Below are 19,583 nucleotides of genomic sequence, written 5' to 3' on the forward strand. Positions count from 1 at the left end.
GAAAATAGAACCTAGGTTATTCTTGAGATTACTTTTTTTGCTTGAATAGTGAAATCGCAGATTATCTACAGATCATTATTCCTGATTTATTGAAAGTTTTAATAGAATTAGATATTGTGGAATAAATGCAAAAGTGAGTTTGTTTTATTGACAGAGGGTTTATCCATTTTTCTTAAGACTATTAATATTAAGAAACAGTTATTCTAGATCTTTTATATAATTTATAATTATATTTTTAATCGTACTTTCATGGCAAAATTATTCCTCTCCAACGGAAGCACGTAACTCCGATGATTTCTAAAAGTTGCCGTGAAAGTATGAGTAGGGTATTGAGGACTTCGGTTAGAGAGTGTAATTTTCCAGTGTAGCTCTCTGATCCGAAAGTCCACCTCTAAGCATCTGAAAAGCATAGAGTAACAAATAGCATAAAATAACAAATAAAACTGCAAAATCGTGGAGGTAAATATAATGTGGTGGTTTGGACATTGCGGCTGGGGTTGTCGTAACTGGTTCTGGCGCAAATGGCGCCGCTGTGGTTGGTGCTAAGAATTACTACTGAAACCTGGAACTATTGAACATGGATGAGACTACAGCAGCCATCATCTCAAAGCGGGAGATTGCTTCTGATTAATCGTCCTGTTCTGAGTTGATGGCTACATATTTTTGATATATATTTTTACCTGTTATTTCTGGAATATTACTTTCTAGCCTTCCTGCAGGTGAAGCAGTATTAGCAGCACCAATTCTTTTCTGCAGCTGACCAAGAAGTATACTGCCTGTCTGAGATAAAACTTTGACTTCCGGAAAATTGCAAAACCAAACTAAAAAACGGGGATTCAATATAGCTAACTGAGTCAACGTTTTGATTTCAATGAATACATAACGGACTTCAAGCGAGTAAGAAGAGGGGCTAGCTCATCCTTTTTTTTCATCAGGGATTCAAAGAGAGAAAATAAGACAAATGGCTAAAGAAAGACAAATGGCTAAAGGTGTGCTTTTGATCTCTGGAACAAACCGTCAGCTTCATGTATTCCATAGCGAATTTCATATGGGGAAGGGATTATAACTTGAGAAGCTGAACAGGGTGAGATGCAGAGAATGTCATGCACAATCTGTATTTATCTATGAACAGTTGCCGAACATCATTCTAACCTGCTTCCCTGGCTTAGATTACATCAAAAAGGCGTAGTGATAACCGTTATTAATCCCAATCTTGGTAAGATCGGGAGATCACTGTTGTACCCCTTCAATGAGATACCTTGGGATAAAAAATGGTACTGTGAAGGTAAGCCTTTATCTGTATATCTGTATGACACTTTGGAAGAGATTGACTTACTCCTTGAAATAATTAAAGAGATAGCACGCATGGTGTAAGCATGTTCAAGATTGTTCCCTGTATAAAATACGACAATCGATCAATGACTCCTTCATCACATGATGTTGTTATTGAAGTACCTCTTTCTGTATTTGTCAATGGCCGCCATGCTCTAACTGCAATGATAAGTCCGGTAATGCTTGAAGAATTTATCACAGGTTTTCTATACACAGAAAGGATAATCCGCAAACTGGAAGATATCGACTCCTTGCGTATAGAAGAAAAGGATACTGCTGCCCCTAGTGCAGGTGTTCTGACAAAAAATCCTTTTTCGATAATGGTTTCGAGTAAAACTGTTCTTTCTGGATGCGGCGGCGATACATCATACCTTGATCCTGACAGGCTTCCAAAAATCCAGTCTGATATGCTCATAGAGCCTTCTACAATAAGCAAAATAATGAAGGAAACTCTAGTTTCAGATCTTCACACTAGAACAGGAGGAATTCATATTGTAGGACTTTTTGGACCTAATGGAAAAATCTGCATAATAGAGGACATAGGCAGACACAATGCTCTTGACAAGGTAATAGGTTATGGATTAAAACATGATGTGGATTTTTCCAGAACAATTGTGACCTGTTCGGGAAGACTCTCTTCAGAAATGGTAAGAAAATGCCTGATAGCCAATATTCCTGTTATCGCATCAAGAGGTGCAACAACTACCCTTGCCATAAATATGGGAAAGCAGTCAGGGCTTACTATTATTGGTTTTGTCCGAGGTCACAAGATGATCATATACACAGGTGTGGAAAGAATAATAAGTCAAGAACCTGTTTGATCGCACTAAATCATTTGTTTCAGTCTGGAAACGCAGAATTATCAGGTAGCCCTCAGTTGTTTTATATTAATCGTTTTTTGATGTTTTTCCATCTCATTTTTTATTTTAAATCCTGTCCCAAACTAATATATGTTGAAATTATGAATCTAGCATGAAATTATAAGTCTAACACTATATTCTTCTTCCATGAAATTGATGACATTCTAGGAACTCTATGGATCATATCTCCTCACAGAAACCAATAAAAAAGGCTTCGTGCAGAGACAAGAAAGTTAATGCTAGATTTAGAGCTTGAGTCAATAGAGCCTGCAAATCAAGTATTTAGTTGGAGATCTTAACCAGCCATGAAGCATAAAAATTCAAGAAAAGACTTTGAAGAAAGCCCAACAGAATCTCTTGTAGACCCTTACGGACGAAAGGTGACTGGGCTTCGAATATCCATCACCAATAGGTGTAACTTTTCATGCATGTACTGCCATCGTGAAGGCGAAGATAGCTGCACCTGTGGCCCAGCTGGGCTAGAAATGAAACCTGAGTTGATCTGTGAGATTGTCAGAGTAGCTGCAAAATTTGGAATCCAAAAAGTTAAATTTTCAGGAGGCGAACCTCTAATCCGAAAAGACTTTGAGGAGATTCTTGCCTGCCTTCCTCCATTAAAAGAGGTTTCTGTAACCACAAACGGTTTACAACTTGAAGAACGTGCAAAATCCCTGAAGGCTGCGGGTTTGGATAGAATAAATATAAGTCTCGATACTCTTATTCCCGAAAAATATGAGGAGATTACCGGAGCTCCGCCGGGTTCTCTTGAGAAGGTTATCAGGGGCATTGATAGCGCAGTTGAAGCTGGACTGATCCCTGTAAAGTTGAATATGGTACTCCTGAAAGGTATAAACGATAATGAAATCGATTCCATGATGGAATTTATCCGGCAGTATAAAGGGAAGGTAATTTTGCAACTCATAGAGCTTATGAATATTGACCCAAAGCTTTCAAAATACATGATTGATACGAAAGCCCTTGAGAAAAGCCTGACTGATAGGGCAAGTGATGTTATTGTCAGGCAGTTACACCATCGGAAAAAATATATTATCGACGGGATTGAAGTAGAATTTGTGCACCCTATGGATAACTCGGAATTTTGCGCCTACTGCAGCAGGTTGAGAATTACAGCCGATGGAAAATTTAAACCCTGCCTGCTTGTAAATAAGAATCTTGTAGATTTCCGGGAAGCCAAAAATCCTAAAGAAATAGAAAAGCTCCTCAAGCTTGCTGTAAGTAGACGGAGACCATATTATTCTCCTGTTAATATCTCTAAGTAGAAGAATTGTTAAAAATAAAATAATTACGAAAAAAACATCTTTTTTGAATCAAAATTGAGAAATTAGCGTTTTTCTATTATTAAAATCTCCTTCGCAGTAAAAGTCATACTGATTTTGATTTCAATTTTTGATAAATTGTGGAAAATCTCAAAGAAGATCATTAAAGTCCTGCTCTTTCAACCAATAAGTCTGCAACCTGCTTTGCATCTTTGAATGGGAAATCTTTGTCAGTTATAAGACATCTTGCCTCTGCTGCAGTAACTTCAACATCACCAATTTTACATGTTGTATCCAGCCCCTCAGGTAAAGCAGCAATCAGTTCTTCCAGTGTATTGATTGGAAACTTTGCATCTTTAAGTATTTCTATAATCTGTTCATAAACTTCTTCTCTTACGCTCATCCTTTTTCTCCGATTATATTTTTCTTTTAATAAGAGGATTATCAAAAAATTTAGTGTCTGGTTTTTCTTACGAGAAAAGATAAAGTGATCAAGAAAGTTGCCCAGTAATATTCTTAATAGCACCTATATAAGCCAAAATAATATTATAAGAGGCTGTATCTATTGATACTAAGTATAGATTTAACAATATAGTTGCAAATATGTATGAAGTCGGCAATGAGATGATTGCTGAACGAACATCTCATTGCAATTTTTACAACACTGTATACGCTTTTTCTGCCGGACTGGAACTTCTACGTCTACAAGTTTCCAGGAATACACTTTTTCTCCTGCCTCCAGAAGAATGGGTACAACCTCCTCATGGGGAAGCTTTTCAGTGTTCAGGTACCAGGCATGGAGTTTGGGATAGGCTTTTGTTTTCTCTGGATCAAGGATTATTCTGACACCTTTTATGCTGCGTACTCCTTCAGGTGCCTGTTTGTTTACAGTAACCGCCGTCTTCCCCAGGTTTTTAATCTTCAACCCTCCATTTCCGATTGTAGCACCAGCAAGGATCTGGAATGGGTCAGGCATGCAGCTTTGAGTCTCGGAGGCCACATATATGCGCTCCCCCTCGCTGACATCGAGTGCTTTTTTTGCAATATTGAGATCTGAATGCCAATTAATGCTCCAAAGGTGAGGAAGCCGTGAAAAGGAATGACTTTTTCAATCTGTGAAAGCAGCTCAGGATCTTTTATCTGCTTCATGATTGCTTCTATATTTTCTTTCTCTAATTGCGAGTTTTTATGCAATAAGTACCCCCACAGGTCTAACTGTTATTATTATGAAATATGAATATATGATAATATTTGTGGTCACGATTATATAATTTCTATAATATTTATTGTTAAAATGATTATATATCTAAATAAAATCGTCCCAATAGTCGTAGAAAATCATACTTTTTTTTGTCCCCACAAAAAAAGACCTCGGATTTTTTTAAATAATTTACTTGGAAGTTCAGGCACTTTTAGAGACTTATCTTTTATTTTCTCCAGATCCAATATTATTCTGGATAATAGAGCTCTGCCAAAGTACTGTGGCAACGATTTGAGCCCCTGAACCTGCGAGACTACTTGAATTATGTGATACTTTTTTTCAAAGGAATAGATTTTAAAACTAAAAGATATTCCCAACTTAATGATTATAAATAGAAGATTATTAATATGACAACAATTATTATGTAATAATATGTAATTACATTTATTTTTATAATGAAACTTTATATTATATTCAAATATTTAAAAATTAATGGTTAGAGGCTCCATTAATTCCAATAGCGGGTCAATAAAATCATATGGCAGCCTAAAATCTTCTTTTTGATTACTGTTCAGATAAAGCATTAAAAATGTCGCAGGTGTTTTACTTTGTGGAGATTTAAAAATGGATTTGTAGCGCTGGTTGTAACCTTCCTCGTAGTGATGGCAGGTTTTGGTATAGGTTCTGCAGTTGCAGATAGCTCAATTGACGGTAATTCTACTATTGATTATACTCCCGTCAGTTCTGATTCCATAGCTGATACAACTGTAGACAATAGTGTAGATAAAAATGTAGATAAAATTACAGATGAGACTGCAGATAAAACTACAGATAAAAAAATAGTTGAAAATGTAGATAAAACTACAGAAAAAACTGCAGATGATACAACTGTAGATAATAATGTAGATGAAAATGCAGGTAAAACTACAGATGATACAACTGTAAATAAGAATGTAGATAAGACTACAGATAAAACTGCGGATGATACAGCTGTAGATAAGAATGTAGATAAGAATGTAGACAAAACTACAGATGACAAAACTACAGATGATACAACTGTAGATAAGAATGTAGATAAGACTACAGATAAAACTACAGATGATACAGCTGTAGATAAGAATGTAGATAAGAATGTAGATAAGACTACAGATAAAACTGCAGATGATACATCTGTAAATAAGAATGTAGATAAAACTACAGATAAAACTGCAGACAAGAATGTAGATAACATAGTTGCAGACAACTCAAATGATCAGAAAAGTAAGAATGAAAAAATAATTGATGAGGAAGATGAAGAAGTAGTATGTGAAACTCCAGAGGAAGTAGAAGAAGTCTGCGAAGAAGCTCCAGAAAAAGAAGTTGTATGTAAAACTCCAACAAAAGACGTTAAATGTGTAGAGACAAGCCCGCAAGCTGTTGATCTATGTGTAAATAACACTACCGAACAAGCGAATATATCAGGTACTGATGAGCCAAAAGAAAATATACTGAATAATTTTATTAAAAGTATTCTCAATATATTTAATGGGAATAACTCTTCCGAAACAACTCTGGAACAGACAACTGTCCAAAATACCAGTACTCCAGCAGACAAGAACCTGACCATACATTTCCTTGATGTTGGACAGGGCGACTCTATTCTGATAGAATTTAATAATAGCACTATGCTAATAGATGCAGGGGAAAGTGGTCAAGAAGACTTTATTTTAGACTACCTGCAAAACCAGGGAATTTCCACGCTGAACTATGTAGTTGCAACCCATCCGCATTCTGACCACATCGGCGGTATGGATGATATTCTTAATAATTTCCAGGTTGACAATTTCATTGACAGTGGTTATCCTCATACAACTCAGACATATGAAGATATGCTGACCATAATTGACCAGAAAGACATTCCTTTTGAAGTGGCTCAGGCTGGTCAGACAATTGATTTTGATCCTGCTGTTGATATTGAAGTCATGAGCCCTGGGACTACATATTCAGATGACCTGAACGAAAATTCCGTAGTCCTAAAAATAACTTATGGGGATACTTCTTTCCTGCTCATGGGCGACGCAGGTTTGGAGACTGAAGAAAACATAATGAAAGCTGGTTACGATGTGGATTCTGATATTCTCAAAGTAGGACATCATGGAAGCCAATCTGGAAGCGGAGAAGCCTTTATTTCAGCTGTAAGTCCTGAAGTAAGTGTTATTGAAGTTGGAGCAGAAAATGATTACGGACATCCTGATCCCGAGATTCTTGAGAGATTACAGAAGGTTTCGAAAGTTTACAGAACAGACCTAGATGGTACAGTTACTGTCACAACAGATGGGTCTACCTATACTGTAACTACTCAGAAATCCGATACTCCATATGTAAGTCCTGATCCAGTATTGACAGAAATAAATGAAGTAATACCGACAGAAACATCAACATCTATAAATGAAGTAACATCTGCACAAACATCAACATCTGAACCGGTAAAGGCTCGAGTTGCAATATCAGATACAACTGACGCAAGCATTGAAAACGATGAAAACTCGAAATCTGCATCTACAACGGCGGCATCGAACACAATTGATAAGGATAGCAAGTTATTATATGCAAGTTTAAAATCTGATGTATATCATTCAGCAGGGTGCCAATTCGTCAAACGAATAAAACCGGAAAATCTCATTACATTTAACAGCCAAAAAGAAGCAGAAGCTGCTGGTTACAGAGCATGTAAAGTGTGCGGCGGTAAATAACTGCTCTAAAACAAGCTTAAATTAACAGCATAAACAAATAATCCTTAGTAATGACCCTTGTACAAGTTAATAATCGCAAAATAACCTGCAGGGTCATTTACTAAACATTTTATTTTTTTACACTTTATTTTTCTGAGGATCTCTCCCAAAAATCAAAATTCGCTTTTCTAGGTCTCGCACTTTAAGTGGACAATCATGTTTCTGATCATGAAAGAAATCTTTCTTTTCTTAATAAATCCAATATGTATCAAAAATCAGAGACTATTTTACTTATTTAATTAAATATTGGGATCTCCATATATAAATTTTAAACTCATTCTAATAATGAAAATATGACAATAAGCACAATCAAATTAATAAAAGTAATTCTCAACGTATTATTACCTGAATAATAAAACTATCTAAATGGATACTATTTTTGAAGATAAAATCAGTGGGGGGAGTATATTGAAGAGTAAGATCCTATTTACAGTTTTCATTTTGATTTTCCTGATGGGAGTAATGCCTACAGTATCGGCAAAAGATATTATAGTGGGCTATGGGAGTGGATCAGATTATACAATACAGGAAGCTATAGATAATGCAGAAGCTGGAGATGTAATACTAATAAAGCCTGGAACTTATTTTGAAAATATAAATGTCTCAAAAACAGGACTGACTATTAAACCAGAAACAAGCGGTGTAGTCATACAACCAACGGATAATTCAAATGAAACTGTCACTATAAGCGAGTCAGGTGTAACATTAACTGGTCTTAATATATACGGAGATGTGCTTGTAAGTTTATGGGCTTTTGATAGAAGCTTTGAATACCAAAATGACAACCCTACCTATGTAACAAACAACGTTATCGAGAATGGCGGTATTAGAGTAGGATCAGAGAGTTCTTCTGTTACCATATCTGGGAATCGAGTTTCAGGTAATGGTATAGATGTCTCTTGTTGTGGTTCATATAACGCAATAGTGAATAATGAAGTTTCGAACAGTGTAACAGGTATATCCGTATATGACGAGAGATATATGCCGCCAATTAGAGGTAATAAAATAAGTAACTGTAGCGTAGGAATACATGTTTCAGGGGTAACTTATGATGTTATAAACAACGAGATAACAAATTGTGGAAAAGGCATAGTTGCAGGAGAAACTGGTGGAGCTACGTTAATTGGAAACAAAATAACGTACTGTACCGATTGTGGAGTTGAAGCGATTGGATATTTAGGTATTAACTATAATAACTACTTCAATAACACCGTGAATGTAAAAATTGATGAGTACAGTAATATAAAAGGCTGGAATACTACACTTACCAGCGGTACAAACATTATTGGTGGACCATATATAGGAGGTAACTATTGGGCAAAACCAGATGGGACTGGTTTCTCCCAAACCGCTATTGATGCAAACGGAGACGGAATTGCAGACTCAGCTTATGTTATTGACGAAAATAATATTGACTATTTACCCCTCACAGCTAAGTATAACTCAGTACCACCTGCTTCCGACTTCAAAGCCAATGTAACTTCTGGAGCTGCACCTTTAGTTGTGTTATTCACTGACACCAGCACTGGTGGATCTCCAACTTCCTGGCTATGGGACTTTGGAGACGGTATCACTTCAAAACATGCCATGAATGCAACCCACACGTTTACAAAACCAGGAAATTATACAATCAGCCTGACTGTTGAAAACGCCGCCGGGAATAGTACAGCAACAAAGCCTAATTACATAGTTGTCACTGATTTCACTGATTTAAATGTTCCAATCGCAAATTACAGTAGCAATGTCACAAAGGGTTATGCTCCCCTGACAGTGCAGTTTTATGATCTCTCCCGGAATGCAGTTTCAAGGGTGTGGGACTTCAATAACGACGGAATACCTGATTCCAGTGAACCTAATCCCGTTTATGTGTATACAGCCCCGGGAACGTACTTTGTAAACCTGACAATATACAATGCAAAAGGAGTTTCCTCAAAGGGTACTACAATAACTGTACTGGAAAGCAGTCCCAGCAGTGATAGCAACTCAAACAGTGATAGCAACTCAAACAGTGATGGGAATAGTGGAGAAAGCAAAAAGAGTGGAGGCAGCAGCCGTGGCGGAGGTGGCGGTGGGGGCGGTTCCCCAGAGCCTGCAAGAAATGTGGATGTAAAGGAACTTTCACAAGTACGCGTTGTAAGCGGAAATTCTGTGAAATTTGATTTCCCGAAGAATGCCACCTGTGTTGTTTATGTGAGTTTTGATGCAAAGAAGACCGCAGGCAAGACCACAACCATTGCCGAGCAGCTCAAAGCAAAATCAACCCTGACTTCAAATCTGTCCTCAGGTGAGGTTTATAAATACTTCAACCTCTGGGTCGGAAATGCAGGGTTTGCAACGGAAAAGAATATTGAAAACCCTGTAGTGTGCTTCAAGGTTGAAAAATCCTGGCTTGAGGATAAGAACATTGACCAGAATTCAATCACGCTTAACAGGTACAGCGATAAAAAATGGTCTGAACTGCCCGTAAAGCTGTTGAGAGAAGATAGCAAATATCTGTACTTCAAGGCAGACACCCCAGGCTTCACCCACTTTGCAATAACAGGGAATACCATAGAGAAAGAAGAAGTTGCTGAGACAAAACATGAGTCTGGGATTGAAAATCTAAGAAATAATACTGAAAATGTAACAGTAAGTATCGAGCAAACTTCTGATCAAAACGAAAGTGCAAGTATCCCTGGCTTCAAAATAATTTACGGAATAATCGGGCTTATTGGACTGTTCCTGTGCAAAAGTAGACGATAACGAGTTTTAAACTCGTTTTAAAACGAATTTTAAAGTTATTCTTAGCAGGATTGAGGATAAAAATTGCGGTTTTGATTGTGAGGGATAAAAAACAATTAAAATTAATATCCCTCTCTTTTTATTACCTCATGAGAGCAGAGAAGGAAACATTCTGAATATTATCACTTCCAGACATGAAAGGAGACAGAAACTGCAAAAGAAAGAATATCCAGTTTGCTGAGCGGCTTAAGAACAAAGATATAGGCTGAACTGAATTCTCCAGATAAGGTACACTCAAAAAATCAAGTCTGAAGTCTCCAGATAAAGTTCACTCAAAAGATCAAGTTCTGATATATTATTTTAGAAATTTCCTGACCGGTATTTTATTTCTCTTCCTGGTGATTTCCGAATATTGTTTAACAACTCTCTTTTGCACAAAGGTATAATTATCCAGGGAATCAGATAATCATAAACATCGTCGTCGGAAAAGCCATCCAATTTTTGTTATTCGTATCACACCATTCAACAAAGTGTTTAATAGTATGATTAGTTAGAAATAGTGACTTCTGACTGAGTCCATCAGTCCGATATTTCCTTAAATATCTTGTAATAAACTCATCGTTTTCTTAATAGGGAGATAACATTCATGTCATTTAAACATAGTGGGTTTTATTCGCCTTCCAACAACGAAATTCTGGAGACAATCCAGATGGTCAGGATGGAACATCTAGACATAAGAACCGTAACAATGGGTATCAACCTCAGGGATTGCAGCCATCCTGATATTGAAGTTTTCAATGAGAATATTTACGAAAAAATAACCACACGCGCAAAAGATCTTGTGCGCACAACAGACGAGATCCAGCGCCTCTATGGAATTCCGATAATCAATAAACGAATCTCAGTAACCCCTATAGCCATAGCAGCCGAAAGTTGCAGGTCTAACGATTTCGTATCCATTGCAAAGACCATGGATGAGGCTGCAAAAGATGTACAGGTGGATTTTATAGGAGGTTTTAGTGCCCTTGTCCATAAAGGCGTAACTGCTGGAGACCTGAAGCTTATCAATTCCATTCCGGAAGCCCTCGCAGATACGGAAAAGGTCTGCTCGTCTGTAAACCTTGCTACTACACGCACCGGTATTAATATGGATGCAGTCGGTCTGATGGGCGGCATAATAAAAGAGACTGCGGAGCTGACTGCGGATAAAGATGGGATAGGCTGTGCTAAACTTGTAACCTTTGCAAATGCCCCGGAAGATAATCCCTTTATGGCAGGAGCTTTTCATGGAGTAGGTGAACCCGAGTGCGTCATCAATGTTGGGGTCAGTGGGCCTGGCGTTGTGAATGCTGCAATTAACGAGCTTGAAAACCCGAATCTTACTGAGATTTCCGAGACCATCAAAAAGACAGCCTTTAAAATAACCCGTATGGGCGAAATGGTAGGCAGGGAAGTTTCACGAAGGCTTGGAGTTGAATTCGGGATTCTTGACCTTTCCCTTGCCCCGACACCCGAAATAGGGGACAGTGTTGCTGCAATTCTTGAGGCAATGGGACTTGAGCGATGCGGAGCCCATGGAACGACTGCAGCCCTTGCCCTCCTGAACGATGCCGTGAAAAAAGGCGGGGCAATGGCTTCTTCTTCGGTAGGCGGCCTGAGTGGGGCTTTTATTCCTGTCAGTGAAGACGCAGGTATGATTGAAGCCGTCAGGGCAGGAGCCCTCAGCCTGGAGAAGCTTGAAGCCATGACCAGTATCTGCTCAGTTGGTCTTGATATGATCGCAGTCCCAGGTGACACTCCTGCTTCCACCATATCGGCTATTATTGCCGATGAGATGGCAATAGGAGTAATAAATAGAAAGACCACCGCAGTCAGGATTATCCCTGCACCCGGGAAAGGAGTTGGGGATTCTGTTGAGTTCGGCGGGCTGCTTGGAAATGCCCCTATTATGCCAGTAAGCACTTTCAGTTCTGAGGTTTTCGTAAAACGGGGAGGAAGAATTCCAGCTCCAATCCAGTCACTTACGAACTGAAACAATGGACTGAAAGGTTTTCAAGGACACTGATACTTTCTCAAGAATATCGGATCATATCCGCGAATCTGGCAATTAATTTTTCATGAAGAAGGGTCAATTCACTCCCTGAAGAGCTCTTCAGCCACTGAAATTGCTGGGCTCTTCAAAATAAAAACTTGTAAAAAGAATTTAGGCTTAAAATTTTATGTTAAAATATAATATTTGCCTGGAAACAATTTTTTGTATAATTAATTTAAAATAATTTTATGTTATTCGATATTTTTGAGTAGGGGAATAAGTGGAGCATCATCAGGTCTAGAGTAGGGGAATAAGTGGAGCATCATCAGGCAAACAAACTGGACAAATAAACCGAGAGCGCTGATCTATCTCTTCGAATAAATGTGTTTGGGGGGAGCACGATATCTTCGAAGAGGCTGCATTGGGGGATGCAGTAAACGGATTCAGCGCCTCTGGACTTCTTCCTGCTGTCCATTTGATTCGTTATTCCTCTTAATTAAAGTCTTTAGTTTTCATTTGATGAAGAAACGCAGGGCGATTGAAGAATTAATACAATTATGAGATCCGGAGTTCAGATCGAAAGCCGGCTTCTTTAACCTTACGGAGGTACAGTAATGAAAAGAACTGCACCGAAATCTTATATTACTTCGGGACACAGTGCCTGTCCGGGCTGCTGTGATATTTTTGCTGCAAAATTCACACTCATGGGAGCAGGTCCCAACACCATTATTGTTAACCCGACAGGCTGCCTGGAGGTTACAACTACGCCATACCCATTGACATCATGGCAGGTTCCCTGGATCCATTCGCTTTTTGAGAATGCAGCTGCAGTAGCCTCAGGTATCGAAGCTGGTTTAAAAGCTCTCGGTAAAAAGAAAGATATTAAAGTTATAGCTATTGCAGGTGACGGTGCTACAATGGATATAGGTTTTGGGGCAATTTCTGGTGCGTTTGAGCGAGGACACGACTTCACCTACATCTGTATGGACAATGAAGCCTATATGAACACCGGAGCCCAGCGCAGCAGTGGGACCCCCTATGATGCCAGCACACCGACCACTCCAGCCGGGAAAGCTTCCTTTGGAAACCCATTCCCCAAAAAGAATATGCCTGCCATAATGGCAGCCCACGGCTCTCCGTATGTAGCCACAACCTCGATAGGCTACCCGAGGGACATGATGCGTAAGGTCAAGAAAGCTACCGAAATCGTTGGTCCTACCTACATCCACGCACACGCCCCCTGTACAACAGGCTGGGGTTTTGACACCTCAAAGACCCTTGAGATCGCCAAACTAGCAGTCGAAACCTGCCTCTGGCCCCTCTATGAGATGGAAAATGGGGAAATTACACAGGTCAGAAAAATCAAAGATCCGAGACCGGTAGAGGAATATCTTAAAACTCAGAAGAGGTTTAAACACCTTTTCGTAATGGAAGGTGGAGAAGAGGAGATCAGGAAGATTCAGGCGATAGCAGACTGGAACATAAAGCATTTCGGGCTTCAGTGAAAACAGGGGTTTTAATTGAACGTTTTTACTTTCTCACTTTCAGGTTCTTCAAGCCTGCAGGCGTTTTAAGTTTCATATCCGAGATTTTTTATTTACAGGCATAAGGATTTTTTATTTCGAATCTATCCAGAGCGTCCTCATCATTTCCCTTATTGCTTCTATCTTTTTTATGTTTGCTTCACCGTTTATTATATTAAGCTCATTGAAAGATTCAAGGGCAAGCTTGGCTGCAATTGATGTGTCGTTCAGATACTTGTTTTCTGTATTACTCATAATGGTCTGAAGAGCTGAAGCTGCCTGGAGAATCGCATTTTCCATATTTTCCTCTTCAGCATTTTTTCTAATATCTTCAATAGAGCTTGCTATCTTTCTTACTGTATCCTGAAGGTTTTCTTGCATGGCTGCAGCAGCCATTTCCTGAAGCATAAGCTTTACTCCAACTGCAGCTTCTTCAAGGCTCTTTTGAGCCGTAAGTTTTCCAATATCCCCAAGGCATGAGATGCATATTGCAGCATTTTCAGAATTATCAGGAAACTCCATCCTGGCAACCGCTTTTCCGATTTCTCCAAGACCTATTGCTACTGCTATGGTTTCTCGTTCCTGGTTAAGAAGAGCTGCTGTATTCCCGCTCTTCCCCAGCACTGAGGCTGCGAGCCTGGCTACCATTTCCATCTGCTGTTCAGCAGCTATTTTTCCTATAGCTCCAAATGAAAGCAGTACCCGAACCGTTATGCTTTGCATATTCTGCTGCGTGGAACATTGTAGCAGCCTTTCGAGGCTGCGGATAGCGCTGATTGCAGCTTCTTCCATTCCCTGAACAGCGGCAGCTTTTCCTATCTCCTTTATGGAAATTATCGTTTTTTCAGCTTCTTGCTCCTTTCCTTCACTCAAATAACCTGTGCCGATTTCGGTAAGAATATTAAGAGCCTGACTCACACCTTCTTCAAGCCCTTCATTAACCGAAGTGAACCCTAAACTTACTACCTTGTCTTCATCCTCTGAGAACATCGCGCAGGACTCCTTTTTGAGGCTACTTTTCATTAAATGAGACTGCTAAAAAAGCACAGTATGTAGTAATCAAGAATTCCTTAACCTCTTCAACACCCACTCAATCTATTTTTACAATTATTTCATGTGCTCTTAATTTATGTCTCCCTTGACTCAAATATTTTCAGGTAACAACGTAAGCTTTCAGACGGATTAATAAGCCATTGAATCCATAATTCGTTAGATAAAATTAACAAATTCATTAGATTAAACTGATGAATTATTAGATTAATCTAATAATTCATCAGGAAAAGATGTTACCTTCTTTTATCAAGTATGCGTCATATGGTATACTTACAGGCTAAGAGACAGGTAGCAGAAGGCGATTTATCCGATGCTGGAAAAGAAAATGCAGGCTCAGCAGCCCCGGTGCCAGGCAGAAAATGATTCATTCAGGTGTGAGCTTATAAGCTTTAATGAAGTCCTGCGGCTCTCAAAAATTCTGGCGCGAAAAATCAAAGCTTCAGGTTATAAGCCTGACCTGATTGTAGCAATCGGGAGAGGAGGTTATGTTCCCGGAAGGCTAATTTCCGATTTTTTGCTTTTTGATGATTTAACCTCATTGAAGATCGAGCATTACACACGAGCTGCAAACATACGGGAAGAGGTAAGGATAAAATTCCCTATTCCTGTAGATATAACCGGAAAAAAATCCTGATTGTCGATGATGTAACCGATACCGGCGAGACTCTCAACCTTGCAGTAAGTTACGCTCTGAGCCTGAAACCCACAAGTGTCATGACTGCAGTTCTTCAGCATAAAACCTGCTCAGCTTTCACACCTGATTTTTACGCCCAAAAAATCATTAAATGGCGCTGGATCATTTACCCCTGGGCAAGATATGAAGATTTAGCAGGGTTTGCAGAAAAATCATCCAGGACAGAACCCTTGACTCTCTCAAATCATTAATGAGTTTAGGTGCAGGTACAGACTGGAAATCAAAAAAGCCGAACTCATTGAAATTCTGGATGATCTAACCGAGAGGGGAGAAATCAAAAAAATTAGAAGCGAGCCCCCTGCATGGCAGGTCTCGAAAGATTGATTATACCTATAAGCAGCAGATGTAAAATTACATTACCGTTTCAGTAACCAGCTCCAGATCTCCCTTTGAGAAAACTCTGGATACCCTGACTTTCCAGTCTCCATCTGAACTCTCGCTGTCAGCCTGGATCAGGTTATAACACTGCGTGGTCTTTCCTCTGATTTTGGAGGAACAGAACGTGCCTGCGTTTACCACAAGCATATTATTGAGATTCCAGACCCAGGGAATGTGGCAGTGCCCGCAGAGGACAAGATTAACCTTACATCGATTCAGAAGTTCAAGAATGTCTCCTGCATCTACAAGGACGGTATTTTCCCTGCCTGCAAGAGGTATGGGCACAAGATGATGGTGCAGGGCAAAAATCTTGAAGTCTTTGCCTGTAGTAAAAGCTTCCTTGATCCAGCCGTAGTTTTCCCTGCCGATGTGCCCTTCGTCAAGGTCAGGCTGTGAAGAGTCAGCTCCTACGACAGTAACGTTTCTGAAACTCCGTGAAAAGAACCGATCCTTAAAAAGATCTTCAAAGTGGAGGTACCCTGCGTTCTTCGAATCATGGTTACCAGGGACAAGGATTTTATTTTCGCATTCAATCCTGTCAATGAATTGCTTTACTCCATCATATTCCGCAGAAAATCCATTCTCAGTCAGGTCGCCTGTAATCACAACGAAATCCGGTCCTAACCGGTTTATGCTGTCAACCATAGAATCTGCGATTCCCGGGACAAAATACGCATCTGAATAGTGAATATCCGAAAGATGTACAATCTGTATAATTTTTACTTCCTCTTTTTATTAATTTCAAATATATCAAATTAATTATATTCGAGCACTGGAATTCTGTAGCATTATATATAGTTATCTGTCAAATTTACATATTTACAAATATCTAATTATAATTCATTAAAAAAGAAGACTTACATTAAGAAACCTGTGAAGATGCTATAAATATTTATTTCACATTTATTAGTAGAGAATATCTATAAATTGTAAAGCATTGCAAGCCAAATCTTTATATAGCAAACCTCAGCCTATTTTTTCCCTTCCGACGCGCGGCAAGTCTGTCCTGTCACTTCGTTTTCGATAAAACCTTTTTTGAAAAAGTGTTCGATAAAACCCTTTTTGAAAAGGTTTTCACTTAAACGAGTGAAACGAGTAAAACTGATAGCGCAGTGTATAGGTTTAGAGCAAAGCTTTGACCATCCTCCCGAGACGGGACTCGGGCAACAAATAAATTAATAATGAGTTAGGACTATTCACCTACGTTTCAGCTTCGTCATTATATTTTCATTTAATTTACCCTCAATTTAAGGTGAATTTATGTCATTAGCAAAACTAAGAACACATTATACAGCCGATATCAAGCCTGGAAAGGTTGATAACGGTCAGAAAATTACTCTGGCTGGGTGGGTCCACGAGGTAAGAGACCTCGGAGGGATCTGTTTTGTAGTGCTCCGAGACCGGGAAGGAAAGGCACAGGTCACCCTTGTAAAGAAGAAAGTTGATAAAGAGCTGTTTAACGCTGCAAGAAGGCTTGTTCGCGAATCAGTGATTTCAGTAACTGGCTCAGTTAAATTTGAAGAAAAGGCTCCAAACGGATATGAGCTGCTTCCTGACGAGATCACTGTCCTGAATGTTGCAGATTCTCCCCTGCCAATGGATACTACAGGCAAGGTGGAGGCTGAGCTTGATACCAGGCTGGATTCAAGATTTATCGACCTGAGAAGAGCCGAAACAACTGCAATCTTCAAGATAAGACACCAGGCTCTCCAGGCAATCAGGAAATACTTTGTAGAAAACGGATTTATCGAGACCGCAACCCCCAAGGTCGTAGCGACTGCGACTGAGGGTGGTACAGCACTTTTCCCTATTACCTACTTTGATAGGGAAGCTTTTTTGAACCAAAGTCCCCAGCTCTTCAAGCAAATTCTTATGAGCGGCGGTCTTGATAGGGTCTTTGAGATTGGTCCCATTTTCAGGGCAGAAGAACATGATACCCGCAGGCACCTGAACGAGGCTACTTCTATCGATATAGAGGTCAGTTTCGCAGACCATTTCGATGTAATGGAAATTTTAGAGAACCTTGTAGCTTATGTTTACACTCAGGTTATTGAGAAGTGTACGTCCTCCCTTGAGACACTTGAGGTTGAACTGAAAGTTCCGAAAACTCCTTTCCTCAAGCTTACTTATGATGAAGTAATCGAGATTGTAAATGCCCGCTCGGAAGAGAAAATGCATTGGGGAGATGATCTCAGCACGCTCGGAGAGCATGTTGTGGGTGATTATGTTTACGAAACCACAGAGGAATCACACTATTTCATTATTGACTGGCCAACTGAGATTAAACCATTCTATGCCATGCCTTATGAAGACAGACCAGAGTACAGCAAGTCTTTTGATATGATGCACCGAACAATGGAACTGTCTTCAGGAGCCCAGCGTATCCATATCCCTGACCTGCTTAAGATCCGAATAGAATCACAGGGTCTGAATCCTGAGGGTTTCGAGTTCTACCTGAAGGCTTTCAGATACGGAATGCCTCCACATGCAGGCTGGGGTATGGGCTGTGAAAGGTTTATCATGACCATGCTCGGAACCGAAAATATCAGGGATACCGTACTCTTCCCCAGGGATAGAAGAAGACTTTCTCCCTGAAATTCCCTTATTTTTGGTGTTTAAACAATTTCAGTTAGTCTCCAGTTAATCTCCAGTTTAATAATCATATTATCTTTTCCCAAGATTTGAGCCGGAAGGAAATATATATGGCAGTAAGAAACATTTCCACCGATTCCCCGGAAAAACGTGCAGCAGGTGTTGCTGCTTCCAGGATAGTGGAATCGAGAATGGTTGTGGGGCTTGGAACAGGCTCGACAGTTGCATATACTATAAAAGAACTTGGCAGGAGGATCAGGGAAGAGGGGCTTGAAATTCTGGGTGTTGTCACCTCATACCAGTCGGAGATGCTTGCTATAGAAGCTGGCATCCCTCTAACAACCCTTGCCCAGCACCCTGAACTGGATATTGCTATTGACGGAGTAGATCAGATCGATTCCAGGCTTTACGCAATCAAGGGTGGAGGAGCTGCTCACACCCGGGAAAAAATAGTATCGTCATCTTCAAAACGTTTCGTGGTCGTAGCCGATGAGTCAAAAACAAGTAAGCAGCTTGATAAAACCGTACCTATCGAGGTTTTACCTTTTGCAAAGACCCTTGTGGTTAAGAAGATAAAGGAACTGGGAGGAAAACCCGAGCTGAGGTCTGCTTTAAGAAAAGATGGACCCGTGATAACCGATAATGGAAACTTTATACTTGATGTTGATTTCGGTGTAATAAACGATCCTGAAAACCTTGCTCTCCAACTATCTTCAATTCCTGGAGTTGTAGAACATGGGATATTTTCTAATGTGGATGAACTCTATATCGGGAAAAAAGACGAATCAGTGGAGATAATAAGGAGATAATAGGGATCTGGAATTCAGGAAATAATAGTCTGGAAGCAGTTCAAAATTGTTACAAACAAGGTAAGATTCAGTTAAATATAGCCCAGGCGTAAGCTTTCCTCAGCTTCAATAAAAATCCCCTGAGAGAATAAGAACAACAAAATGACTGCCTTTCGGGCTTCATTTCCGGAGTCTTATGCGAAAATAAAGTTTTACCCTCAAGAATTAACACACACCCGGTATGTTTTTATAGAAGTATTATCAGTAATTTTGTGATCAAATAATACTGCTTCAGATTAGGCAACTGATTAAATTACATTTCCAGGCTGATATTGGGCTAAAGTGGCTGTAAGCCAGGACA

Annotated in this window: 17 protein-coding genes; 11 read left to right on the plus strand and 6 right to left on the minus strand. The window is 39.5% G+C overall.

Going from position 1 to position 19,583, the window contains the following annotated elements; translation table 11 throughout:
* Positions 1-627: 627 nt before the first annotated feature.
* Positions 628-858, minus strand: coding sequence for a hypothetical protein (locus tag MSTHT_RS04005; RefSeq protein ID WP_048166662.1), 231 nt, complete (start codon positions 856-858; stop codon positions 628-630).
* Between the two features lie 391 nt (positions 859-1,249).
* Here MSTHT_RS04005 and MSTHT_RS15490 point away from each other — a divergent pair, with 391 nt between their 5' ends.
* From MSTHT_RS15490 to moaA, 3 genes are all read left to right on the plus strand, one after another.
* Positions 1,250-1,348, plus strand: coding sequence for a hypothetical protein (locus MSTHT_RS15490; RefSeq protein ID WP_197071763.1), 99 nt, complete (start codon positions 1,250-1,252; stop codon positions 1,346-1,348).
* A gap of 28 nt (positions 1,349-1,376) precedes the next feature.
* Positions 1,377-2,153 (plus strand): formate dehydrogenase accessory sulfurtransferase FdhD, encoded by a 777-nt coding sequence (fdhD, locus tag MSTHT_RS04015; protein ID WP_048166664.1) that lies wholly within the window; start codon positions 1,377-1,379, stop codon positions 2,151-2,153.
* A 344-nt stretch (positions 2,154-2,497) separates the two neighbouring features.
* Entirely contained in the window at positions 2,498-3,472 is a 975-nt protein-coding gene (gene moaA, locus MSTHT_RS04020) for a GTP 3',8-cyclase MoaA (RefSeq protein WP_048166665.1), read from the plus strand.
* 160 nt (positions 3,473-3,632) lie between these two features.
* Here moaA and MSTHT_RS04025 read toward each other — a convergent pair whose 3' ends face one another.
* The 3 genes from MSTHT_RS04025 to MSTHT_RS14990 all read right to left on the minus strand — a co-directional run bounded on the left by MSTHT_RS04025 (position 3,633) and on the right by MSTHT_RS14990 (position 4,663).
* Positions 3,633-3,872, minus strand: coding sequence for an MTH865 family protein (locus MSTHT_RS04025; protein ID WP_048166666.1), 240 nt, complete (start codon positions 3,870-3,872; stop codon positions 3,633-3,635).
* Positions 3,873-4,052: 180 nt separating this feature from the next.
* Positions 4,053-4,469, minus strand: coding sequence for an FmdE family protein (locus MSTHT_RS04030; RefSeq protein WP_231588181.1), 417 nt, complete (start codon positions 4,467-4,469; stop codon positions 4,053-4,055).
* A complete protein-coding gene (locus MSTHT_RS14990) occupies positions 4,391-4,663 on the minus strand; it encodes a hypothetical protein (protein WP_231588182.1) in 273 nt (90 codons plus the stop codon). Before MSTHT_RS14990 ends, MSTHT_RS04030 begins: the two co-directional genes overlap by 79 nt.
* Positions 4,664-5,278: 615 nt before the next feature.
* On the opposite strand from MSTHT_RS14990, the gene MSTHT_RS13990 reads away from it, so the two are divergent.
* The 4 genes from MSTHT_RS13990 (at position 5,279) to MSTHT_RS04050 (ending at position 13,699) form a co-directional block, all read left to right on the plus strand.
* Positions 5,279-7,402, plus strand: coding sequence for an MBL fold metallo-hydrolase (locus MSTHT_RS13990; RefSeq protein ID WP_082086757.1), 2,124 nt, complete (start codon positions 5,279-5,281; stop codon positions 7,400-7,402).
* Positions 7,403-7,849: 447 nt separating this feature from the next.
* Positions 7,850-10,183, plus strand: a complete 2,334-nt coding sequence (locus tag MSTHT_RS04040) for a PGF-pre-PGF domain-containing protein (protein WP_052721908.1) — start codon at positions 7,850-7,852, stop codon at positions 10,181-10,183.
* A 625-nt stretch (positions 10,184-10,808) separates the two neighbouring features.
* Positions 10,809-12,194: a PFL family protein gene (locus tag MSTHT_RS04045; protein ID WP_048166668.1), complete on the plus strand. Its 1,386-nt coding sequence runs from the start codon at positions 10,809-10,811 to the stop codon at positions 12,192-12,194.
* Between the two features lie 614 nt (positions 12,195-12,808).
* Positions 12,809-13,699: a thiamine pyrophosphate-dependent enzyme gene (locus MSTHT_RS04050; RefSeq protein ID WP_048166669.1), complete on the plus strand. Its 891-nt coding sequence runs from the start codon at positions 12,809-12,811 to the stop codon at positions 13,697-13,699.
* A gap of 111 nt (positions 13,700-13,810) precedes the next feature.
* Here the strand turns inward: MSTHT_RS04050 and MSTHT_RS04055 are convergent, their stop codons facing one another.
* The gene (locus MSTHT_RS04055) at positions 13,811-14,740 is read right to left on the minus strand and encodes a hypothetical protein (RefSeq protein WP_231588183.1); all 930 of its coding nucleotides are present in this window, start codon (positions 14,738-14,740) and stop codon (positions 13,811-13,813) included.
* Between the two features lie 340 nt (positions 14,741-15,080).
* Between MSTHT_RS04055 and MSTHT_RS14995 the strand changes: the two genes are divergently transcribed.
* Both MSTHT_RS14995 and MSTHT_RS15000 read left to right on the plus strand, forming a co-directional pair.
* Complete coding sequence (locus MSTHT_RS14995) at positions 15,081-15,404, plus strand: phosphoribosyltransferase (protein ID WP_231588184.1); 324 nt, start codon at positions 15,081-15,083, stop codon at positions 15,402-15,404.
* A complete protein-coding gene (locus tag MSTHT_RS15000) occupies positions 15,404-15,655 on the plus strand; it encodes a phosphoribosyltransferase (RefSeq protein ID WP_231588238.1) in 252 nt (83 codons plus the stop codon). Before MSTHT_RS14995 ends, MSTHT_RS15000 begins: the two co-directional genes overlap by 1 nt.
* Positions 15,656-15,815: 160 nt before the next feature.
* Here the strand turns inward: MSTHT_RS15000 and MSTHT_RS04065 are convergent, their stop codons facing one another.
* Positions 15,816-16,532: a metallophosphoesterase family protein gene (locus tag MSTHT_RS04065; RefSeq protein ID WP_231588239.1), complete on the minus strand. Its 717-nt coding sequence runs from the start codon at positions 16,530-16,532 to the stop codon at positions 15,816-15,818.
* A 570-nt stretch (positions 16,533-17,102) separates the two neighbouring features.
* Here MSTHT_RS04065 and aspS point away from each other — a divergent pair.
* Both aspS and rpiA read left to right on the plus strand, forming a co-directional pair.
* Positions 17,103-18,437: an aspartate--tRNA(Asn) ligase gene (gene aspS, locus MSTHT_RS04070; protein ID WP_048166672.1), complete on the plus strand. Its 1,335-nt coding sequence runs from the start codon at positions 17,103-17,105 to the stop codon at positions 18,435-18,437.
* 107 nt (positions 18,438-18,544) lie between these two features.
* Positions 18,545-19,243, plus strand: a complete 699-nt coding sequence (gene rpiA / locus MSTHT_RS04075) for a ribose 5-phosphate isomerase A (RefSeq protein ID WP_048166673.1) — start codon at positions 18,545-18,547, stop codon at positions 19,241-19,243.
* The last annotated feature ends 340 nt before the right edge of the window (positions 19,244-19,583 follow it).

Origin of the sequence: Methanosarcina thermophila TM-1 (assembly GCF_000969885.1) — an archaeon.
Taxonomy (GTDB): domain Archaea; phylum Halobacteriota; class Methanosarcinia; order Methanosarcinales; family Methanosarcinaceae; genus Methanosarcina; species Methanosarcina thermophila.